The organism is Clostridium sp. TJA032, from assembly GCF_058310275.1.
The window spans coordinates 1,196,476-1,213,369 of record NZ_JBZEFB010000001.1 but is presented as its reverse complement, the minus strand read 5'-3'; the positions used below and the strand labels follow the sequence as shown (position 1 = coordinate 1,213,369).

Sequence of the window (16,894 nt, the reverse complement as noted above, 5' to 3'; positions counted from 1 at the left end):
AAATGAAATTTAACTTAGTAGATATAATTATAGTTTTTTCTTTTATACTACCTTTAGTAGTTGCATACAAAAGAAAGTTTAATATAATTAGAATGAAAAATAGCATAGAGGAGTTAGGAAGATATATATCTTTCTTTCTTGCGCTATATTTAAGTTTTATTGCGGTAAAGAGAATAGATTTAATTGAGAGAGCTGTTTCTATTTTATTAGTTGAATTTAATAGTTTAGTTTCAAAATTCAATCTTTCACCACAGGTTATAATAATATTAATAGTTTTAATACTTACTATTTTTCTTTATTTTGTTGTAAAAATTATATTTAAGATATTTAGTTTCATTATTATAAATCCAATTCTTAAAATAATAAAAAGAATGGAAGCTAAAAAGGGTGAAAGATTTGGTAAGTTTGCTTCACTTATATTAAGCATACCAAAGGCTATTTTTTACATGTTAGTAGTTTCTTTAGTATTAGTTATATTAGGAAGTAGAGGATATTTAGGAAATAAAGTAGAAAATTATACCTTATCTTCAAAGGCTTATAAAATAATAAGTAACAATAAGTATTACAAAGCTTTAAATAAAGATTATGAAACTTTTTATAAGGATTATGAGAATAAGGTAGATGAAAAGGAACAGGCTAGAGAAAAAGAAGAAAAAGAAGAGTATGTTAAAGAACAAAACAAAAATATTGTTTATATTTATAATGGAGTAACTTTAGATGAAGGAATAAAGTCTAATGAAGCTATTAAAGAAAAGGCTTTAGAGATTACTAAGGGAGCAAAAACAGATAGAGAAAAAGCTAAAAGAATATATAGATATGTAAGTGAAAGTATTACCTATGATGATGAAAAGGCAGCAAATATAGGAAAAGATACATCTAAATATAAATCAGGAGCAATTGAGGCCTTTGAAAGCAAAAAGGGAATCTGCTTTGATTATGCATGTCTTTATGTTGCAATGGCTAGAGATGTAGGGCTTAAGGTTAGATTATTAACAGGAGAAGCTTTTAATGGAAAAGAGTGGGGACCACATGCCTGGAATGAAGTTTATTTAGAGAATGAAAATAAATGGATAACAGTAGACCCTACCTTTGGAGATGTAGGAAATTATTTTGATAGCAGAAGAAATGAAAGCACTCATAGAGATGGGAAAATCGTAGGAGAGTGGTAATATAAAAATAAAACTCACAAATTATTAATTAAAAAAGTATTTGTGAGTTTTATTTTATGTAAAAAATTTTTATTTAGATATTTTGTTTAAAATTAAATTTATAGCTCTTTCACAATCAGAATCTTTATTATCTAAGGCCCAAGCCAAATTAAAATATCTTAAGGCTTTTGAGTTATTATTAATCATTGAATAGCAGTAAGCTAAGTTAAAGAAATATTTAGAGTCCTTATTAAGTTCTAAAGCTTTATTTAGCATATCTATAGCTTTTTCATATTGTTTTAACTTTATATAGCAAACTCCAGAATTATAATAACTATGACACTTACATTCATCATTATCTAGAGCTTTTTTGTAATAATTTATGGCATCTGAATAGTTTTTAGTGTTATATAATTCATTTCCCTTTGAAAAGTTGTTCATTTTTACCTCCAATTAAGTATATATATTTAATTATTAACCTATTTAGCCATAATATTCATAATAAATAATAATTATAAATTAAATAACTATGTTTATTTAAATATTAAATCTTTTAAAGTTTAGCTTATATTTAAGCTTCTTTACTTGACATAAGTTAAAATAATGGTATAAGATATATCTATAATTTAAATAAGCTTATAAACAGAGATAAAGAGGAGTAAAGATAGGAAGAACTTTAAGAGAGGAAATCCCTAGGCTGTAAGATTTCTAAGTTTGATATCTTGAAGGTAGCTTTTGAGTTTCTTTGATGAAAAGATTAAAGTAATCAAAGACGGCATAAATTCAGTCGTTAATTTTAGAGAGCCCTTTTAATGAGGGAAAAAAGGTGGTACCGCGAGTTTTCGTCCTTTTAAGGATGGGGACTTTTTTTATTGCCTAAAAATATTATTAATTTGTTAAAAGATGTTTCAAGATAGTTTTTGAAATGTTTTATATAAATACATAAAATGTGTTTAAATTTTAAGGAGGTTAGTCTAATGGATAATAAAAATATTTCTACAACGTATAATCCTAAAGAGTTTGAAGAAAGACTTTATAGCACTTGGCAAGAGAAAAAGTATTTTACTCCTATAGTAGATAAGAGTAAAAAACCTTATACTATAATAATGCCACCACCAAATATAACTGGTAAATTACACTTAGGTCATGCACTTGATAATACACTTCAAGATATGCTTATAAGATTTAAGAGAATGCAAGGATATTGTACTTTATGGTTACCAGGAGAAGACCATGCTAGTATAGCAACAGAAGTTAAAGTTGAGAATGAACTTTTAAAAGAAGGTCTTTATAAGAAAGAAATGGGAAGAGAAGCTTTCTTAGAAAAAGTTTGGGAATGGACAGATGAGTATAGAGAAAGAATAAGAGAGCAACTTAAAAAAATGGGATGTTCAGCTGACTTTACAAGAGAAGCATTCACAATGGATGATAGATTAAGTAAGGCAGTAAGACATGTATTTGTTAAGTTATATAAAGAAGGTTTAATATACCAAGGAAATAGAATAACTAACTGGTGTCCTAAGTGTCAAACAGCTTTATCAGATGCTGAAATAGAGTATGAAGAAAAAGAAGGCAATTTCTGGCATATTAAATATCCAGTAGTTGGTTCTGAAGAGTTTTTAGAAATAGCTACAACTAGACCAGAAACTTTACTTGGAGATAGTGCTGTAGCTGTTAATCCACAGGATGAAAGATATGCACATTTAGTAGGTAAAATGTTAAAGTTACCTTTAACTGATAGAGAAATACCTGTAATTGCAGATGATTATGTAGATGTAGAATTTGGAACAGGAGCAGTTAAAATAACACCTGCACACGACCCTAATGACTTTGAAGTTGGTAAAAGACATAACTTACCACAAATAAGGGTTATGGATGATAGCGGTATAATAAATCATTTAGGTGGAAAATACAAAGGCTTAGATAGATATGAAGCTAGAAAACAAATGGTTTCAGATTTAGAGGAATTAGGATTATTAGTTAAGGTAAAACCTCATACTCATAATGTTGGTACTCATGATAGATGTGGTACTGTTGTTGAGCCAATTATATCAAAACAATGGTATGTAAAAATGCAATCATTAGCAGACCCTGCTATAGCAGTTGTTAGAAATAAAGGAACTAAGTTTGTTCCAGAAAGATTTGAAAAGACTTACTTCAACTGGATGGAAAATATCCAAGATTGGTGTATTTCAAGACAATTATGGTGGGGACATAGAATACCAGTATTCTACTGTAAAGATTGTGGAGAAATAATGGTTGAATTAGAAGACCCAACTAAATGTTGTAATTGTGGTTCAGAGAATATAGAACAAGATAAAGATGTTTTAGATACTTGGTTTAGTTCAGCACTATGGCCTTTCTCAACTTTAGGATGGCCAGATAGAACTGAAGATTTAGAGTTTTTCTATCCAACATCAACATTAGTTACAGGATATGATATAATATTCTTCTGGGTTGCTAGAATGATATTCTCAGGAATTCATAATATGGGAGAAACACCATTTGATACAGTATTAATACATGGAATAATAAGAGATGCTCAAGGAAGAAAAATGAGTAAATCTTTAGGTAATGGTGTAGACCCTTTAGAAGTTATAGATGAATATGGTGCAGATGCATTAAGATTTATGTTAGTAACAGGAAATGCTCCAGGAAATGATATAAGATATATTCCTGAAAGAGTTGAAGCTGCAAGAAACTTTGCCAATAAGATTTGGAATGCTTCAAGATTTGTTATGATGAACTTAGATAGAGAGCTTATGGATAAATACAAAGACTGCAAAGAGTATAGCTTAGCAGATAAATGGATATTATCAAGAATGAACTCACTAATTAAGGAAGTTACAGAAAACATGGAAAAATATGAGTTAGGAATAGCTCTTCAAAAAGTACATGATTTCTTATGGACAGAGTTTTGTGATTATTATATAGAATTAGTAAAACCAGTATTATATGGTGATGATGAAAAGGCTAAGGGAGTAGTATTTAATGTTCTTTATACTGTTTTAAATACAGGATTAAAATTATTACACCCAGTAATGCCATTTATAACTGAGGAAATATATACTCACTTAAGTACAGAAACAGAGTCAATTACAATAGCTGCTTGGCCAACATATGATGAAGCTTTAAATAATGAAAAAGCTGAGAAGGATATGACATTTATAATGGAAGCTATAAAATCTTTAAGAAATTTAAGAGCTGAAATGAATGTACCACCTTCAAGAAAAGCTAAAGTTATGGCTTATGCATCAGAAGAAGCTAAAGATGCCTTTATAAATGGTGGAGCTTACTTAGAAAAGCTTGCATCAGCATCAGAGGTTACTTTCTTAGATAATAAGGATAACTTAGATGACAACTTAGTATCAGTAGTTGTTAAAGGTGGAGAACTATTCTTACCATTACTTGATTTAGTTGATAGAGAGAAAGAATTAGAAAGATTAAACAAAGAAAAGACTAAACTTGAAGGAGAAATTCTAAGAGTTGAGAAAAAGCTTTCTAATGAGAGATTTGTAAGTAAAGCGCCAGAGGAAGTAGTTAATGAAGAAAGAGCAAAGGGTGTTAAATATAAAGAAATGTTAGAGGCTGTTTTAGAAAGAATAGAGGCTCTACAATAATATAACAATAAAGTTTAGTGTATCTAAAGTGCCTAAATAAGCTTATAAAAATATTAAAAGGATTATTTAAATAAAAGTTTAGGTTATTCTTATTAATATTTATAAAAGTGTTATTTAAGTTTCTTAAGATACACTTTTCTTATATCTTTTTAAGGAGGAATAAGATAATTATGAATTATGAAGAGGCTATGGAGTATATTGTTACTGCATCAAAATTTGGAATGAATTTAGGTTTAGAGAGAATTGAGAAGGTTTTAGAGTTTTTAGGAAATCCACACAAAAATATTAAATTTATACATGTAGGAGGAACTAATGGAAAAGGGTCAACTACTGCTATGATAGCATCCGTTCTAAAAGAGGCTGGTTTTAAGGTAGGAATGTATACTTCTCCTTATTTAGAAGAATTTGAGGAAAGAATACAAATTAATGGAGAGAACATAAAAAAGAATGAATTATCAGAGCTTATGGAAGAGGTAAAAGAAGCCATAGATAAAGTTGTTAATTTAGGGTATGATAGTCCAACTCAATTTGAAATAATAACTGCATTAATGTTTTATTATTTTTCAAAAAATAAAGTTGATTATGCAGTATTAGAAGTTGGTTTAGGTGGAAGATTAGATGCAACTAATGTTATAAATCCTAAGGTTGTTGTACTTACCTCTATAAGTTTAGACCATATGAATATTTTAGGAGATACTATTGAGGAAATTGCTAAGGAAAAATGTGGGATTATAAAAAGAGGTGTTCCTGTAATATCCTATCCTCAAGTTAAAGAAGCTTTAATTGTAATAGAAAAGACCTGCGAAAAATTAGGATGTTCTTTAGAGGTTGTAAATCCTAAAGAAGTAAAAAAAGTAGTAATAAATAAGAAAAAACATATTCAAAGCATAGAGGTATCAATAAATAATGAAATATTAAAATTTGATTTATCACTTTTAGGAAAACATCAAGTAAATAATTTTTTAGTAGCTCTAAAAACTTTAATAAAATTAAGAGATTGTGGAGTTAAAATAAGCAATTATGCTTTAGAGGAAGGATTTAAAAAGGTAAAATGGATTGGAAGAATGGAAGTGTTAAAAGAAAAGCCTCTAGTTGTAATAGACGGTGCACATAATATAGATGGTATAAAAAATTTAAGAAATAGCATAGAAGAATATTTTAATTTTAAAAATATAAATTTAATTTTAGGTATATTAGGAGATAAGCAGGTAGATGAGATGGTTAAAGAAATATGCAAGGAGGTAGATAAAGTTATTATAGTTGAACCTCATAGTGAAAGAGCAGAAGATATAGATGATTTATATAATAAAGCTAAAAAATATGTAAAGGAAGTTTTTAAATTTAAGGATTATAAAGAAGCTTATGATAAAGCTTATTCCCTTACAGATAAAGAGGATTTATTATTGATTTGTGGTTCTTTATACATGGTTGGAGATATGAGAAAAACTATAAGAAATAAAGAGTATACATCATTAAGAAGTATAAAGTATTAGAGTTAAGTAGATAAATTAAACTTAACTGGTTAAATGAGGTGTTTAAAGTTTGAACTTTTATTAACAAAAGGTATATAATTTATTAATAAATGTTGTGGATGTGATTATATGGAAAAGGATAAAGATAAAGAAGTACGCGGGTTAATAAACAATTTAGAGTTTAAGATAATAGTACAAGGTATAATTGTAGGAGTAATTGTAGGGCTTATAATTATGGTTTATAAAGCTATAATTGGTTTTGGTATGGAGCATTTTAATAAGCTTTATTCTTACACAAAGGAAAATCCTAAACTAATAATTCCATTATTTTTATTACTTATTATATTAGGTTTTGTAGTTGGAATTATAGTAAAGAGAAATCCTATGATTGGTGGAAGTGGTATACCACAAGTTGAAGGAGAATTAAATGGGAAAATAACTGTAAATTGGATAAGAGTATTAAGAGATAAATTTATTGGAGGAATAATATGTATGGCCTCTGGCCTTTCCTTAGGTAAAGAAGGTCCCTCTGTTCAGATTGGAGCTTCTATAGGAGAGGGTTTTGCAAAGATTTTTAAAAGAAGTGACTTTGAAAAAAGATTATTGATAACAGGGGGAGCGAGTTCAGGACTTGCTGTTATATTTAATGCTCCCTTATCAGGGGCAATATTTGCTTTAGAAGAAGTACATAGAAGTTTTTCATTACCTGTTATGTTGGCTGCACTTTCAGCTTCTCTTACAGGAGTTTTTGTGGAGAATTTCATTTTAGGAAATGAGTTTTGTATAAAAATACCTGAAATACAAAACTTACCAATAAAATATTATTGGACACTTATTCTTTTAGGAATTATTTTAGGAGCTACTGGATGGATTTTTAATAAAGGTTTATTAAAAACACAGGAGTTTTATCTTAAAACCTTAAAGAAAATTCCTGTTCAAGTTAAAACTATAATTCCTTTCATCATGGTTGGAGTTTTAGCTTTAACAATTCCTCAAGTTATAGATGGAGGAGATTCCTTAATTGAAAGTGTTATAGGAAATAGTTTTACTATAAAATTTTTAATTATAATATTAGTTTTAAAATTTATTTTTACATTTTTTAGTTATTCATCAGGAGTACCTGGAGGTATATTTTTTCCTTTATTAGCTATAGGAGCTTTAGTTGGAAGTATTTTTGGATTAAGTTTAAGCAAATATTTAGGACTAGATCAATCTTTAGTTTTAAACTTTATAGTACTAGCTATGGCAGCTCAATTTGCATCTATAGTTAAGGCACCTATAACTGGTTTAATGCTTATAACTGAAATGACAGGAACATTTAAACATTTATTACCAGTTGCTATAACTGTTACAGTATCTTATTTAGTTTCTGATATGCTTAGAAATAAACCAATTTATGAAAGTTTATTAGAAAACTTATTAAAGAGAATGAACATTAAATTTAGTAGTGGAAGTAAGAAAAAAGAAGTATTTGATTTTGAGGTTAAAATTGGTTCAGAGTTAGATGGAAAATTAATAAAAGATATTAAATGGCCAAAGGGTAGTTTAATAATAACAATTTTTAGAGGGGCAGAGGAAATAATACCAAATGGAGAATTTAGAATAGAAGCTGGAGATGTTTTAGAAGTTATCTTTAGTAAAAAGAATACTCCTCAGTATTATGATGAAATATCTAAAAAAACATATTACCAGATTAATTAACTTAAAGAGGAAAAGTTCACATAATAAATTTATTATGTGAACTTTTTTATAGTATTTATCTAGTTAATTTTTTTATTATTTTTTCATGTTTTGGATATTTATTTATTAAATATTCTCTTTCAAATAGTTCAAAATCTTCAAAGGAAAAACCTGGTGACACCATGCAACCCACTAAAGAAAAACCATCCTTATTCATAGCTGAACCAAAAATATAATTTTTAGGAACTAAAATTTGAGGAAATTCTCCCTTTTCAATATTTAATCCTAATTTTCTTTCTATTAACTCTCCCTTAGGACTTATCATATATATAGTAAGGGCTTCTCCACAATGAAAATACCACATTTCGTCAGATTTTAATCTGTGAAAATTTGAAACTTCACCAGTTTTTAATAGAAAATAAATGCTTGTATAAAGAGAGCGACCTTCATTTATTAATAAATCTTTAGAAACATAGGATTCTTTAAAATATCCACCTTCAGGATGAGGAAGCATATTTAATGAATTTATAAAATAATCAGCAGAATATTCAATCAAGTTAAAACCTTCTTTCAGTTAAATTTATTGTTAAACATGTTTAATAATAAATCATAAATGATATAATTACAAATATAAATTTAAAATATGTATATAATAATTTAAGAAGAAAAGGGGGAGATTTTCTTATGAATGAAGAATTAAATTTCTATACTAAAAGAGAAGAAATTGCAAATGCAATAACTCATGGAATAGGAGTAGTCCTTGCTATATTAGGAGCTATTATGCTTATGATTTTCTCTTTTTTAAGTGGTGATATCTATAAGATGATTAGCTTTACTATTTTTGGGATAACTCTTTTTTTACTTTATTTAGGCTCGACACTTTATCATAGTGTTCCAAATAAAAAGCTTAAAAGATTTTTAAGAATAATAGACCATTCCTCTATATATCTTTTAATTGCAGGAACATATACTCCATATGTGTTAGTTTGTTTAAGAAATAATAAAAAAGCTATGTTTATACTTTTAGCTATATGGGTTATAGCAATCTTAGGTATAGTTTTTAAATTTTTCTTTATAAATAAATTTGAAAAATTATCAACACTATTATATATATTTATGGGGTGGGCTGTTCTTTTTGTCGTAAAAGATGTTTGGCAAAGTGTTCCTCATACTGCAGTTATTTGGCTTCTTATAGGAGGACTTTTTTATACCTTAGGATGTATATTTTTTGTTTCAGATAAAATGCCTTATAATCATGCAGTTTGGCATATTTTTGTTTTAGGTGGAAGTGTAAGCCACTTTATTTCAATATTATTTTACTTATAAAAAAACTATAGAATCTAAAAATAGATTCTATAGTTTTTTTATTATTGATTATTATTTGTAGAAATTTCTCCAGCCTCCTCTGATGAGTTAGAATTTGAAGAATTTTCTTGAGAATTTTCACTTCCTGATTGGGAAGGCTTGTCTAAAGATTCGCTATCATTAGTTTCATTATTTTTATTTTCCTCATTATTAGAAGGAGTTTTTTCAGGATTACTGTCAAAGTTATTATAATTCTCTTCAACAGTATTGAAATTTTCATTATTATCGTAAGTTTGATTGTTATCATAACTTTCAGGTGAATATTCCTTTGAGTTATTACTATTATTACTATTTGGAGAGTATTCATAGTCAGGATGATTTGTGTCATCTTTTATATTATAATCATTAAAATATTCCTCAGTTATATTTTGAAAATTACTAGTGTCTGGCTCATAATTTGCATTATCATTAAATATGAATTCTTGTAAAGCCTTAGCTGTTTCTACCTTATCAATAACAAAAACCCAGCCTTTATCATCAATAATTCCTCCCTTTGAAATACTATCTAAAGGAATTCTAAATTGATTTATCTCAAAATTGCAATCTTTTCCTACTTTTAAGGCAGTAAATCCATAATTTATAGCATTTCCTAAGGATATATTTGTTTTTATATAAGGAAATAGTTCATTAAGTAAGGATACTAATTTTACAGGAGACATATCCTTTACCTTTTCTAAAGCTAATTGAAGAAGTGCTCTTTGCCTTTCAGTTCTTTCATATTCACCATTTCCTACTTTTCTAATTCTAGCATAGGATAAGGCTTGATAACCATTTAGATTATAAGTACCAGGAGCAGGAAGTAAGTCTTCTTCTGAGCCACCACCGTCTAATATATATTTGTTAAGTTCATCAAGTTCATAGTCTTTTATAGTAGTTTCAATTCCGCCTATAGCATCTACAACTTTAACAAAGGCATTAAAATCTACAATTACATAATTGTCTAGTTTTACACCAAAATTGTTTTGAATAGTTTCTATAGTTTTAGTTGGTCCGCCATATGCAAAGGCATGATTTAATTTTTCTTCTCCATACCCATCTATTTCAACTAACATATCTCTCATTAGAGAAGTTACCTTTAGTTTTTTATTAACATTATCTATAGTTAATATCATAATAGAATCTGACCTAGAGGTATCTTCACCAGGTCTTGCATCACTACTTAATAAAAGTATATTTGTTACTCCCTGAACTTCTTTAAAATTTATATTTTCATCTACAACATTAACTTTAGTTTCTTCAGTATTTCCTTCATAGGAATGAGCATAAAATCTGTAGATAAAAAATCCTATTATAGAAAATAAAACTATAAAAATTAAAAGTACAGAAAATATAGTAATTTTTTTCTTTTTACTCAGTTTAGAAGATTTTTTTTCATCCATAGGTACTCCTTTTTTAAATTTAAACGTTTTAATAAGTAATAGAAACTTAATTACTTAATGATATCATAATATTTACCTTTATACATTATATTTAAATGATTATTAACAATTAGTTAAATAAATAACAGGAATAAAAATTAAATTAATTAATATTATTATATTTTTAAATTAAATAATAATATTAAAAAAAGGAGAATATAAAATTCTCCTTTTTTTAAGACTCATTATTTTTTTGTTTTTTACTTTCTAGCCTATATTCAATAAATTTCTCTGTATATATTTTTATTAGAGCAATTATAGGAACACTTAAGAACATTCCTAAAACTCCAAAGATTCCACCACCTACAGTAACTGCCAATATTATGAAAAGTGGAGAAACACCTACCTTGTCTCCTAAAATCTTTGGTCCTAAGTACCAGCCATCGAATTGTTGAAGTACAAAGATGAATAAAAGAACCCAAATTGCCATAGATGGTTCTACAATAAGTGTTAATATAAAAGCAGGAACCATACCTATGAAAGGTCCGAAGTATGGAATCATATTTGTTAATCCTACAATAAATGAAATAAGCACTGAGTATGGAGTACCCATTAACAGTAAGCCTATGTAACAAAGAACACCAATTATAAGAGAATCTATAATCTTACCTATTATAAATCTACTAAAAATATTGTGAGCTTCTCCCATAAAACTTATGAAAAGTTCAGAAGATTTAGTAGATGGCATAACTGCAATAATAATCTTTTTACAACCCTTAATAAGTTTTTCTTTATCCATTAACATGTATATTGAAATAATAAATCCAAATACAAATTTAACAACAGATGAAGTTATTTTAATAGTTTGAGTTAAAAGACTGCCTACTACATTAGATAGTAAAGTTGAAGTTTTTGAAATAAATTCTGTAGCAGAAGTATTTATGTGATTTAAATCTAAAGGAATATTTAGACTATCTAAAGTGCTATCTATCCATTTTTCAGCAGAAGATGCATATTGACTTAAATTACTAAATAGTTCTGATAAACTATCAAATATTGTAGGAACAATAATTGCAATTAATATGTAAACACATATTATAACTAAAATGTAACTTATCATTAATGAAAAAGCTCTCTTTAGTTTAAATTTTCTCTCAATAAGCATCATGAGAGGATTTATCAAATAAGCTATTCCAAAGGCCCAAAAAAAGGGCGTTAAAACTGATAAAAATGGTCTAATTCCGTCGCTGAAAATACTTTTAACATTAAAAATCAACATTATACCAAGTGTGGATATTAATATTAAAGGTAGCCAGTTAAAGTGAAAATTACGTTTTTTAAACAATTATGTCTTCCCCCTAAGTGTATAAATTTTATAAAGATTTTTGCTAATAATATAAATAGGATTATTAGTCTTCTATAAGAGCATGAATTATTTTGTTATATATATCGGAAGAATTGTTTTCCCACTTGTTACAAATAGCTTTTGCCTCAGTTTTTGAAGGAACGCTTACACTTAAATCAATTAAAATAGTGTTATTTTCTATTGCTTTAAGCTTTACTATAAAGGAACTATCTTCTCCTACAGTATAATCTGCAGATATACTTAGTTCTTTTTTTATTTTTTCTTCATGTTTACGTACATATTCATCTATAAGTTTTAACTTGTTTGGGGATATTCTATCTTTAAAAAAGGATAAAACTTTATCACCTTTATCTGTTAAAACTATAATTTCTTTATTGTCATCTTGGGTTTTATATTCTAAAAAATCAGAAGAAATTAACTCAGATACGTACTGCTGTAACATAAAATAATTTATAAAGCTATTTTCTAATACTATATCTGTAAGTTGAGTGTTAGATATAGGATATTTTATAGACTTTATTATATATAAGAGAAGTAATTTATTCTCGGCTAATTCTAATGTGCTATCATACATTTATGTTTTCCTCCATAACTGTTTTGAAATAATAATCCTATTATACCATATATGTTTTATGATAATAAAGTTATTTGATTAATATTAAATATTAAGGAGTGAATACTTTGATAAATAACAATAATTTTTTTATAAATAAAAAATCCTTACTAAGCTTTACATTAATATTTATTATTTTTACATTTTTTATTAATACAACAATCCTTGCAAAGGGAAAAAAGCCAATCCATTGTGTTCATAGAGAGGATAAAAAAATTTCAATTACCTTTGATGTAAATTGGGCTGAAGAAGATTATTTGTATGAAATTTTAGATTTACTAGATGAACATGATATAAAAGCTACATTTTTTATAATGGGAAAATGGGTTGTGTATCCTGAAGGAAATAAAGAAAAATTAATAGAAATCTATAAAAGAGGACATGAAATAGGAAACCATAGTTATGTGCATCCTGATTTTAAAAAAATAAGTAAAGAAAGAATGGAAGAAGAAATTAAAAAAACAGAAAGAATAATAGAAAGTGAAATTAATGTAAAAACAGATTTATTTAGGTTTCCTAGTGGTTCCTATAATGAGGAAGCTTTAAATTTTATAGAAGGTTTAAATTATAAAGTTATTCAATGGGATGTAGATAGTATAGATTGGATGGGAAAAAATAAGGAAGAGGAATATAAAAGAGTTCTTAATAATACAAAGGAAGGTTCTATAATTTTATATCATAATAATGGAAGATATACTGTAGAAAATTTAAGAAGAATAATTCCTAAATTAAAAGAAAAAGGCTTTAACTTTGTTAAAATAAGCGACATAATATATAGAAATAGTTACGAAATAGATGACAATGGAAAACAATTGTTAAATAAAAGGAAACAAATTAAAGGTTGAAATCGTTGAACAAAATGTATTATAATGGAAATAGTTATTAGATATACAGATAAATACAAAAAACATATTAAACTTATATGATTAAACACTAATGGGGAGAGGGGTTTAGGTTAAAATGGATAATTTAATGTTAAACAACAAAATTTATTTAGAAGGAGCAGTGGCTTCAGAATTAGAGTTCAGTCACGAAATGTATGGAGAAGGTTTCTATACTTTTAATTTAGAAGTTATGAGATTAAGTGATTCAAAAGACTTATTAAATATCACTGTCTCAGAGAGACTAATAACTACTATGGACTTAAAAATTGGAACTGAAATCATCGTTGAAGGGCAATTAAGAAGTTATAATAAATTTATAGATGGAAACAATAAGCTTATCTTAACTGTATTTGCAAGAAATATAGAATACTGTGAAGAAAGAAGTAAGAATCCTAATGAAATCTTCTTAGACGGATTTATTTGTAAGGAACCAGTTTATAGAACAACTCCTTTTGGAAGAGAAATTGCTGATTTATTATTAGCTGTAAACAGATCTTACAATAAGTCAGACTATATACCAACAATTGCTTGGGGAAGAAATTCAAGATTTTGTAAGAGTTTAAAAGTTGGAGACAATATAAGAATTTGGGGAAGACTTCAAAGTAGAGAATATCAAAAGAAGATATCTGAAACAGAAGTTATTAAAAAGATAGCATACGAAGTATCCATTTCTAAAATGGAAAAGGTTTCTTCTGAAGCTGAGGAAAAAGAATCAGGTGAAGAAATATCTTAATATAAAAAGCCATGAATTTATTCATGGCTTTTTTATTATTTTCTTAAATCATCTAAAATTTCTGTTTTATCTTTAGTCTTTTCATCTACAGATTTGATTATTTTAGCAGGAGTTCCAGCTACTACTACACCAGCTGGCACATCTTCAACTACAACAGAACCTGCTGCTACAACAGAACCTTTACCAATTTTAACACCTTCAAGTATAACAGCATTAGCTCCTATTAAAACGTCATCTTCTATTATACATGGAGTTTTGCTAGGTGGTTCTAAAACACCAGCTACAACAGCACCAGCACCTAAGTGAACTCTTTTTCCAAGTTTTCCTCTAGCACCGATTACAGCGTTCATATCTACCATTGTACCTTCGCCTATTTCAGCACCTATGTTTATTACTGCTCCCATCATTATAACAGCATTGTCTCCTATAGACACTCTGTCTCTTATGATAGCACCAGGTTCTATTCTAGCATTTATGTTTAAAAGATCTAACATTGGAATAGCTGAGTTTCTTCTATCATTTTCAAGTCTAAAGCTTACTATTTTATCTTTATTTTCTACTAAGAAAGCAGAAACCTCATCACTTTCTCCAAATAATACATAGAAATCATTATTTCCATAACATTCTATTGAACCTAATTCTACACCTTCTAAGTTACCTTTTAGATAAACTTTAACAGGAGTTGATTTTTTTACTTCCTTTATGAATCTTGCGATTTCATATGGATCTGTAAAGTTATAACTCATATTAAATTACATCCTTTCTATTTTTTTAATGCATTTTGTTTATATATTTATTAAAATATAACATACAATATAAATTATTATAAACAAAAATGATTATCAATAAAAGAGAAAATCGTAAAATTTATATTATTTAATAAATATAGTGTTTAAAAAAACAAAATATATTATAAAATATAAAAAAGGAGTGATTGTTTTATGGCAAAACTTAAAGAAGGATATGTTCAAGTATATACTGGAAATGGAAAAGGAAAAACTACAGCAGCTATGGGTTTAGCTTTTAGAGCTGCTGGAGATGGTATGGAAGTTAGAGTGGTTCAATTCCTTAAATCTTGGAAAACGGGAGAATTAGAATCAGCTAAAAGATTTGATAATTTACAAATCTTAAGATTTGAAGAACTTAAAGGATTTACTTGGGAGCTAAATGAAGAAGAGTTAGCTAAGCTAAAAGAAGAAGTTAGAGTAGGCTTTGATTTTGTGAAAAAATTAGTTAAAAATAGAGAATGCGATATATTAATTTTAGATGAGGTTATGGCGGCTATATCAGGAGGATTCATAGGAGAAGAGGAGATTTTAGAACTTATAGAAAATAAACCTAAGGATATGGAATTAATACTTACAGGTAGAAATGTGCCTGAAAAAATAATGGATAGAGCTGATTTAATAACTGAAATGAGGGAAATAAAACATTATTATAAAAAAGGTGTTCCTGCTAGAGAGGGGATAGAATTTTAATGAATAAAAATGTAATGGGGGTAGAAATATCAGGTATTAGAAAATTTTATAATGAGGTTATAAAATATCCTAATGCCATATCTTTAACTTTAGGACAGCCAGATTTTAAGGTGCCAAAAAAGGTTAAAGAGGCAATGGTTAAAGCTATATATGAAGATAAAACAACTTATACTGCTAATGCTGGAATAGTAGAATTAAGGGAAGAAATAAGTAGTTTTTTGAAAAATAGCTTTAATATTAATTTTAATAAGGAAGAAATAATTATAACTGTAGGTGGAAGTGAAGGATTATATGCTGCTATGACAGCTATTCTAAATCCAAAAGATAAGGTTTTAATTCCATCTATTGCCTATCCAGCTTATGAAAGCATAAGTAAAATATTAGGTTGTGAAGTTTTAAATTATGATTTAAACAAGGATTTTTCAGTTAACATAGAAAGCTTAAAGGAAGGAATAAAAAAAGGAGGTAAACTTTTAGTTTTATCTTATCCATGTAATCCAACGGGAGCTTTACTTACTAAAGAAAGTAAGGAAGAATTAATAAAGATAATAAAAGAAAATGATGTTTTAGTTTTAACTGATGAAATTTATTCTTCCTTATGTTTTGAAGAAAAATATTATTCTATAGCACAGTGTGATGAAATAAAAGAAAAAATAGTATATGTAAGTGGATTTTCTAAGATGTTTTCAATGACAGGACTTAGAATAGGGTATATTGCTTGTTGCAAGGATATGTATAATGAAATTATAAAGGTCCATCAGTATAATTCATCCTGTGCAACATCAATCTCTCAATGGGGAGCTTTAGAAGGATTAAAATCTTCTATGGAAGATGTTTATAAGATGAAAGAGTCCTTTAAGGAAAGAATGAATTTTACTTATGAAAGATTAGTAAATATGGGATTAGAAGTTGAAAAGCCAAGAGGTGCCTTTTATATTTATCCTAATATAAGTAAATTTGGGCTAAAATCAGAGGAATTTTGTCATAGATTACTTAAAGAAGAAGGTGTAGCCTGTGTGCCAGGAGATGCCTTTGGAAAGGGTGGAGAAGGATATATTAGAATTTCTTACTGCTATAGTAAGGAAGAACTTGAAAAAGCTTTAAATAAATTAGAAAGTTTTATAAAAAAGTTAAAAAAATAAATTTTTAAAGTAAATAAAAAACTTATAAATATAAT

General features: G+C 27.4%; 15 protein-coding genes and 1 other annotated feature. Of the genes, 9 read left to right on the top strand and 6 right to left on the bottom strand.

Annotated features, from left to right (window positions below):
• Nucleotides 1–2 precede the first annotated feature (2 nt).
• On the top strand, nt 3–1,169 hold the full coding sequence (locus AC4FRL_RS05635; protein WP_491139226.1) for a transglutaminase-like domain-containing protein: 1,167 nt from the start codon (nt 3–5) through the stop codon (nt 1,167–1,169).
• Nucleotides 1,170–1,238: 69 nt separating this feature from the next.
• Here the strand turns inward: AC4FRL_RS05635 and AC4FRL_RS05630 are convergent, their stop codons facing one another.
• A complete protein-coding gene (locus AC4FRL_RS05630) occupies nt 1,239–1,589 on the bottom strand; it encodes a tetratricopeptide repeat protein (RefSeq protein WP_491139225.1) in 351 nt (116 codons plus the stop codon).
• Nucleotides 1,590–1,784: 195 nt separating this feature from the next.
• Nucleotides 1,785–2,001: a binding site (T-box leader), on the top strand.
• 124 nt (nt 2,002–2,125) lie between these two features.
• On the opposite strand from AC4FRL_RS05630, the gene AC4FRL_RS05625 reads away from it, so the two are divergent.
• The 3 genes from AC4FRL_RS05625 to AC4FRL_RS05615 all read left to right on the top strand — a co-directional run bounded on the left by AC4FRL_RS05625 (nt 2,126) and on the right by AC4FRL_RS05615 (nt 7,941).
• Entirely contained in the window at nt 2,126–4,768 is a 2,643-nt protein-coding gene (locus tag AC4FRL_RS05625; protein ID WP_491139224.1) for a valine--tRNA ligase, read from the top strand.
• A 170-nt stretch (nt 4,769–4,938) separates the two neighbouring features.
• The gene (locus AC4FRL_RS05620; RefSeq protein ID WP_491139223.1) at nt 4,939–6,261 is read left to right on the top strand and encodes a bifunctional folylpolyglutamate synthase/dihydrofolate synthase; all 1,323 of its coding nucleotides are present in this window, start codon (nt 4,939–4,941) and stop codon (nt 6,259–6,261) included.
• A 108-nt stretch (nt 6,262–6,369) separates the two neighbouring features.
• A complete protein-coding gene (locus AC4FRL_RS05615; protein WP_491139222.1) occupies nt 6,370–7,941 on the top strand; it encodes a ClC family H(+)/Cl(-) exchange transporter in 1,572 nt (523 codons plus the stop codon).
• 55 nt (nt 7,942–7,996) lie between these two features.
• Here the strand turns inward: AC4FRL_RS05615 and AC4FRL_RS05610 are convergent, their stop codons facing one another.
• Complete coding sequence (locus AC4FRL_RS05610; RefSeq protein ID WP_491139527.1) at nt 7,997–8,473, bottom strand: cupin domain-containing protein; 477 nt, start codon at nt 8,471–8,473, stop codon at nt 7,997–7,999.
• Between the two features lie 131 nt (nt 8,474–8,604).
• On the opposite strand from AC4FRL_RS05610, the gene trhA reads away from it, so the two are divergent.
• Nucleotides 8,605–9,246 carry a PAQR family membrane homeostasis protein TrhA gene (gene trhA / locus AC4FRL_RS05605; protein ID WP_491139221.1) on the top strand — a complete coding sequence of 214 codons (642 nt, stop codon included), beginning with the start codon at nt 8,605–8,607 and terminating at the stop codon, nt 9,244–9,246.
• Between the two features lie 41 nt (nt 9,247–9,287).
• Here trhA and AC4FRL_RS05600 read toward each other — a convergent pair whose 3' ends face one another.
• The 3 genes from AC4FRL_RS05600 to AC4FRL_RS05590 form a co-directional block, all read right to left on the bottom strand.
• Nucleotides 9,288–10,664 (bottom strand): LCP family protein, encoded by a 1,377-nt coding sequence (locus AC4FRL_RS05600; protein WP_491139220.1) that lies wholly within the window; start codon nt 10,662–10,664, stop codon nt 9,288–9,290.
• Between the two features lie 214 nt (nt 10,665–10,878).
• On the bottom strand, nt 10,879–11,988 hold the full coding sequence (locus AC4FRL_RS05595; protein ID WP_491139219.1) for an AI-2E family transporter: 1,110 nt from the start codon (nt 11,986–11,988) through the stop codon (nt 10,879–10,881).
• Between the two features lie 64 nt (nt 11,989–12,052).
• Nucleotides 12,053–12,583, bottom strand: coding sequence for a DUF4364 family protein (locus tag AC4FRL_RS05590; RefSeq protein ID WP_491139218.1), 531 nt, complete (start codon nt 12,581–12,583; stop codon nt 12,053–12,055).
• A gap of 107 nt (nt 12,584–12,690) precedes the next feature.
• On the opposite strand from AC4FRL_RS05590, the gene AC4FRL_RS05585 reads away from it, so the two are divergent.
• Together AC4FRL_RS05585 and AC4FRL_RS05580 are read left to right on the top strand one after the other, a co-directional pair.
• Nucleotides 12,691–13,467, top strand: coding sequence for a polysaccharide deacetylase family protein (locus AC4FRL_RS05585; protein ID WP_491139217.1), 777 nt, complete (start codon nt 12,691–12,693; stop codon nt 13,465–13,467).
• A gap of 115 nt (nt 13,468–13,582) precedes the next feature.
• Nucleotides 13,583–14,239: a single-stranded DNA-binding protein gene (locus AC4FRL_RS05580; RefSeq protein WP_491139216.1), complete on the top strand. Its 657-nt coding sequence runs from the start codon at nt 13,583–13,585 to the stop codon at nt 14,237–14,239.
• A 35-nt stretch (nt 14,240–14,274) separates the two neighbouring features.
• Here the strand turns inward: AC4FRL_RS05580 and dapD are convergent, their stop codons facing one another.
• Nucleotides 14,275–14,985, bottom strand: a complete 711-nt coding sequence (dapD, locus tag AC4FRL_RS05575; protein ID WP_491139215.1) for a 2,3,4,5-tetrahydropyridine-2,6-dicarboxylate N-acetyltransferase — start codon at nt 14,983–14,985, stop codon at nt 14,275–14,277.
• 195 nt (nt 14,986–15,180) lie between these two features.
• On the opposite strand from dapD, the gene AC4FRL_RS05570 reads away from it, so the two are divergent.
• Both AC4FRL_RS05570 and AC4FRL_RS05565 read left to right on the top strand, forming a co-directional pair.
• Nucleotides 15,181–15,717: a cob(I)yrinic acid a,c-diamide adenosyltransferase gene (locus AC4FRL_RS05570; RefSeq protein WP_491139214.1), complete on the top strand. Its 537-nt coding sequence runs from the start codon at nt 15,181–15,183 to the stop codon at nt 15,715–15,717.
• Entirely contained in the window at nt 15,717–16,859 is a 1,143-nt protein-coding gene (locus AC4FRL_RS05565) for a pyridoxal phosphate-dependent aminotransferase (protein WP_491139213.1), read from the top strand. Before AC4FRL_RS05570 ends, AC4FRL_RS05565 begins: the two co-directional genes overlap by 1 nt.
• Nucleotides 16,860–16,894: the final 35 nt, after the last annotated feature.

Bases quoted from the DNA above. Each gene is read 5' to 3' on its own strand.
- AC4FRL_RS05635 (WP_491139226.1), top strand. From the start codon at position 3: ATGAAATTTAACTTAGTAGATATAATTATAGTTTTTTCTTTTATACTA.
- AC4FRL_RS05630 (WP_491139225.1), bottom strand. From the start codon at position 1,589: ATGAACAACTTTTCAAAGGGAAATGAATTATATAACACTAAAAACTAT.
- AC4FRL_RS05625 (WP_491139224.1), top strand. From the start codon at position 2,126: ATGGATAATAAAAATATTTCTACAACGTATAATCCTAAAGAGTTTGAA.
- AC4FRL_RS05620 (WP_491139223.1), top strand. From the start codon at position 4,939: ATGAATTATGAAGAGGCTATGGAGTATATTGTTACTGCATCAAAATTT.
- AC4FRL_RS05615 (WP_491139222.1), top strand. From the start codon at position 6,370: ATGGAAAAGGATAAAGATAAAGAAGTACGCGGGTTAATAAACAATTTA.
- trhA (WP_491139221.1), top strand. From the start codon at position 8,605: ATGAATGAAGAATTAAATTTCTATACTAAAAGAGAAGAAATTGCAAAT.
- AC4FRL_RS05600 (WP_491139220.1), bottom strand. From the start codon at position 10,664: ATGGATGAAAAAAAATCTTCTAAACTGAGTAAAAAGAAAAAAATTACT.
- AC4FRL_RS05590 (WP_491139218.1), bottom strand. From the start codon at position 12,583: ATGTATGATAGCACATTAGAATTAGCCGAGAATAAATTACTTCTCTTA.
- AC4FRL_RS05580 (WP_491139216.1), top strand. From the start codon at position 13,583: ATGGATAATTTAATGTTAAACAACAAAATTTATTTAGAAGGAGCAGTG.
- dapD (WP_491139215.1), bottom strand. From the start codon at position 14,985: ATGAGTTATAACTTTACAGATCCATATGAAATCGCAAGATTCATAAAG.
- AC4FRL_RS05570 (WP_491139214.1), top strand. From the start codon at position 15,181: ATGGCAAAACTTAAAGAAGGATATGTTCAAGTATATACTGGAAATGGA.
- AC4FRL_RS05565 (WP_491139213.1), top strand. From the start codon at position 15,717: ATGAATAAAAATGTAATGGGGGTAGAAATATCAGGTATTAGAAAATTT.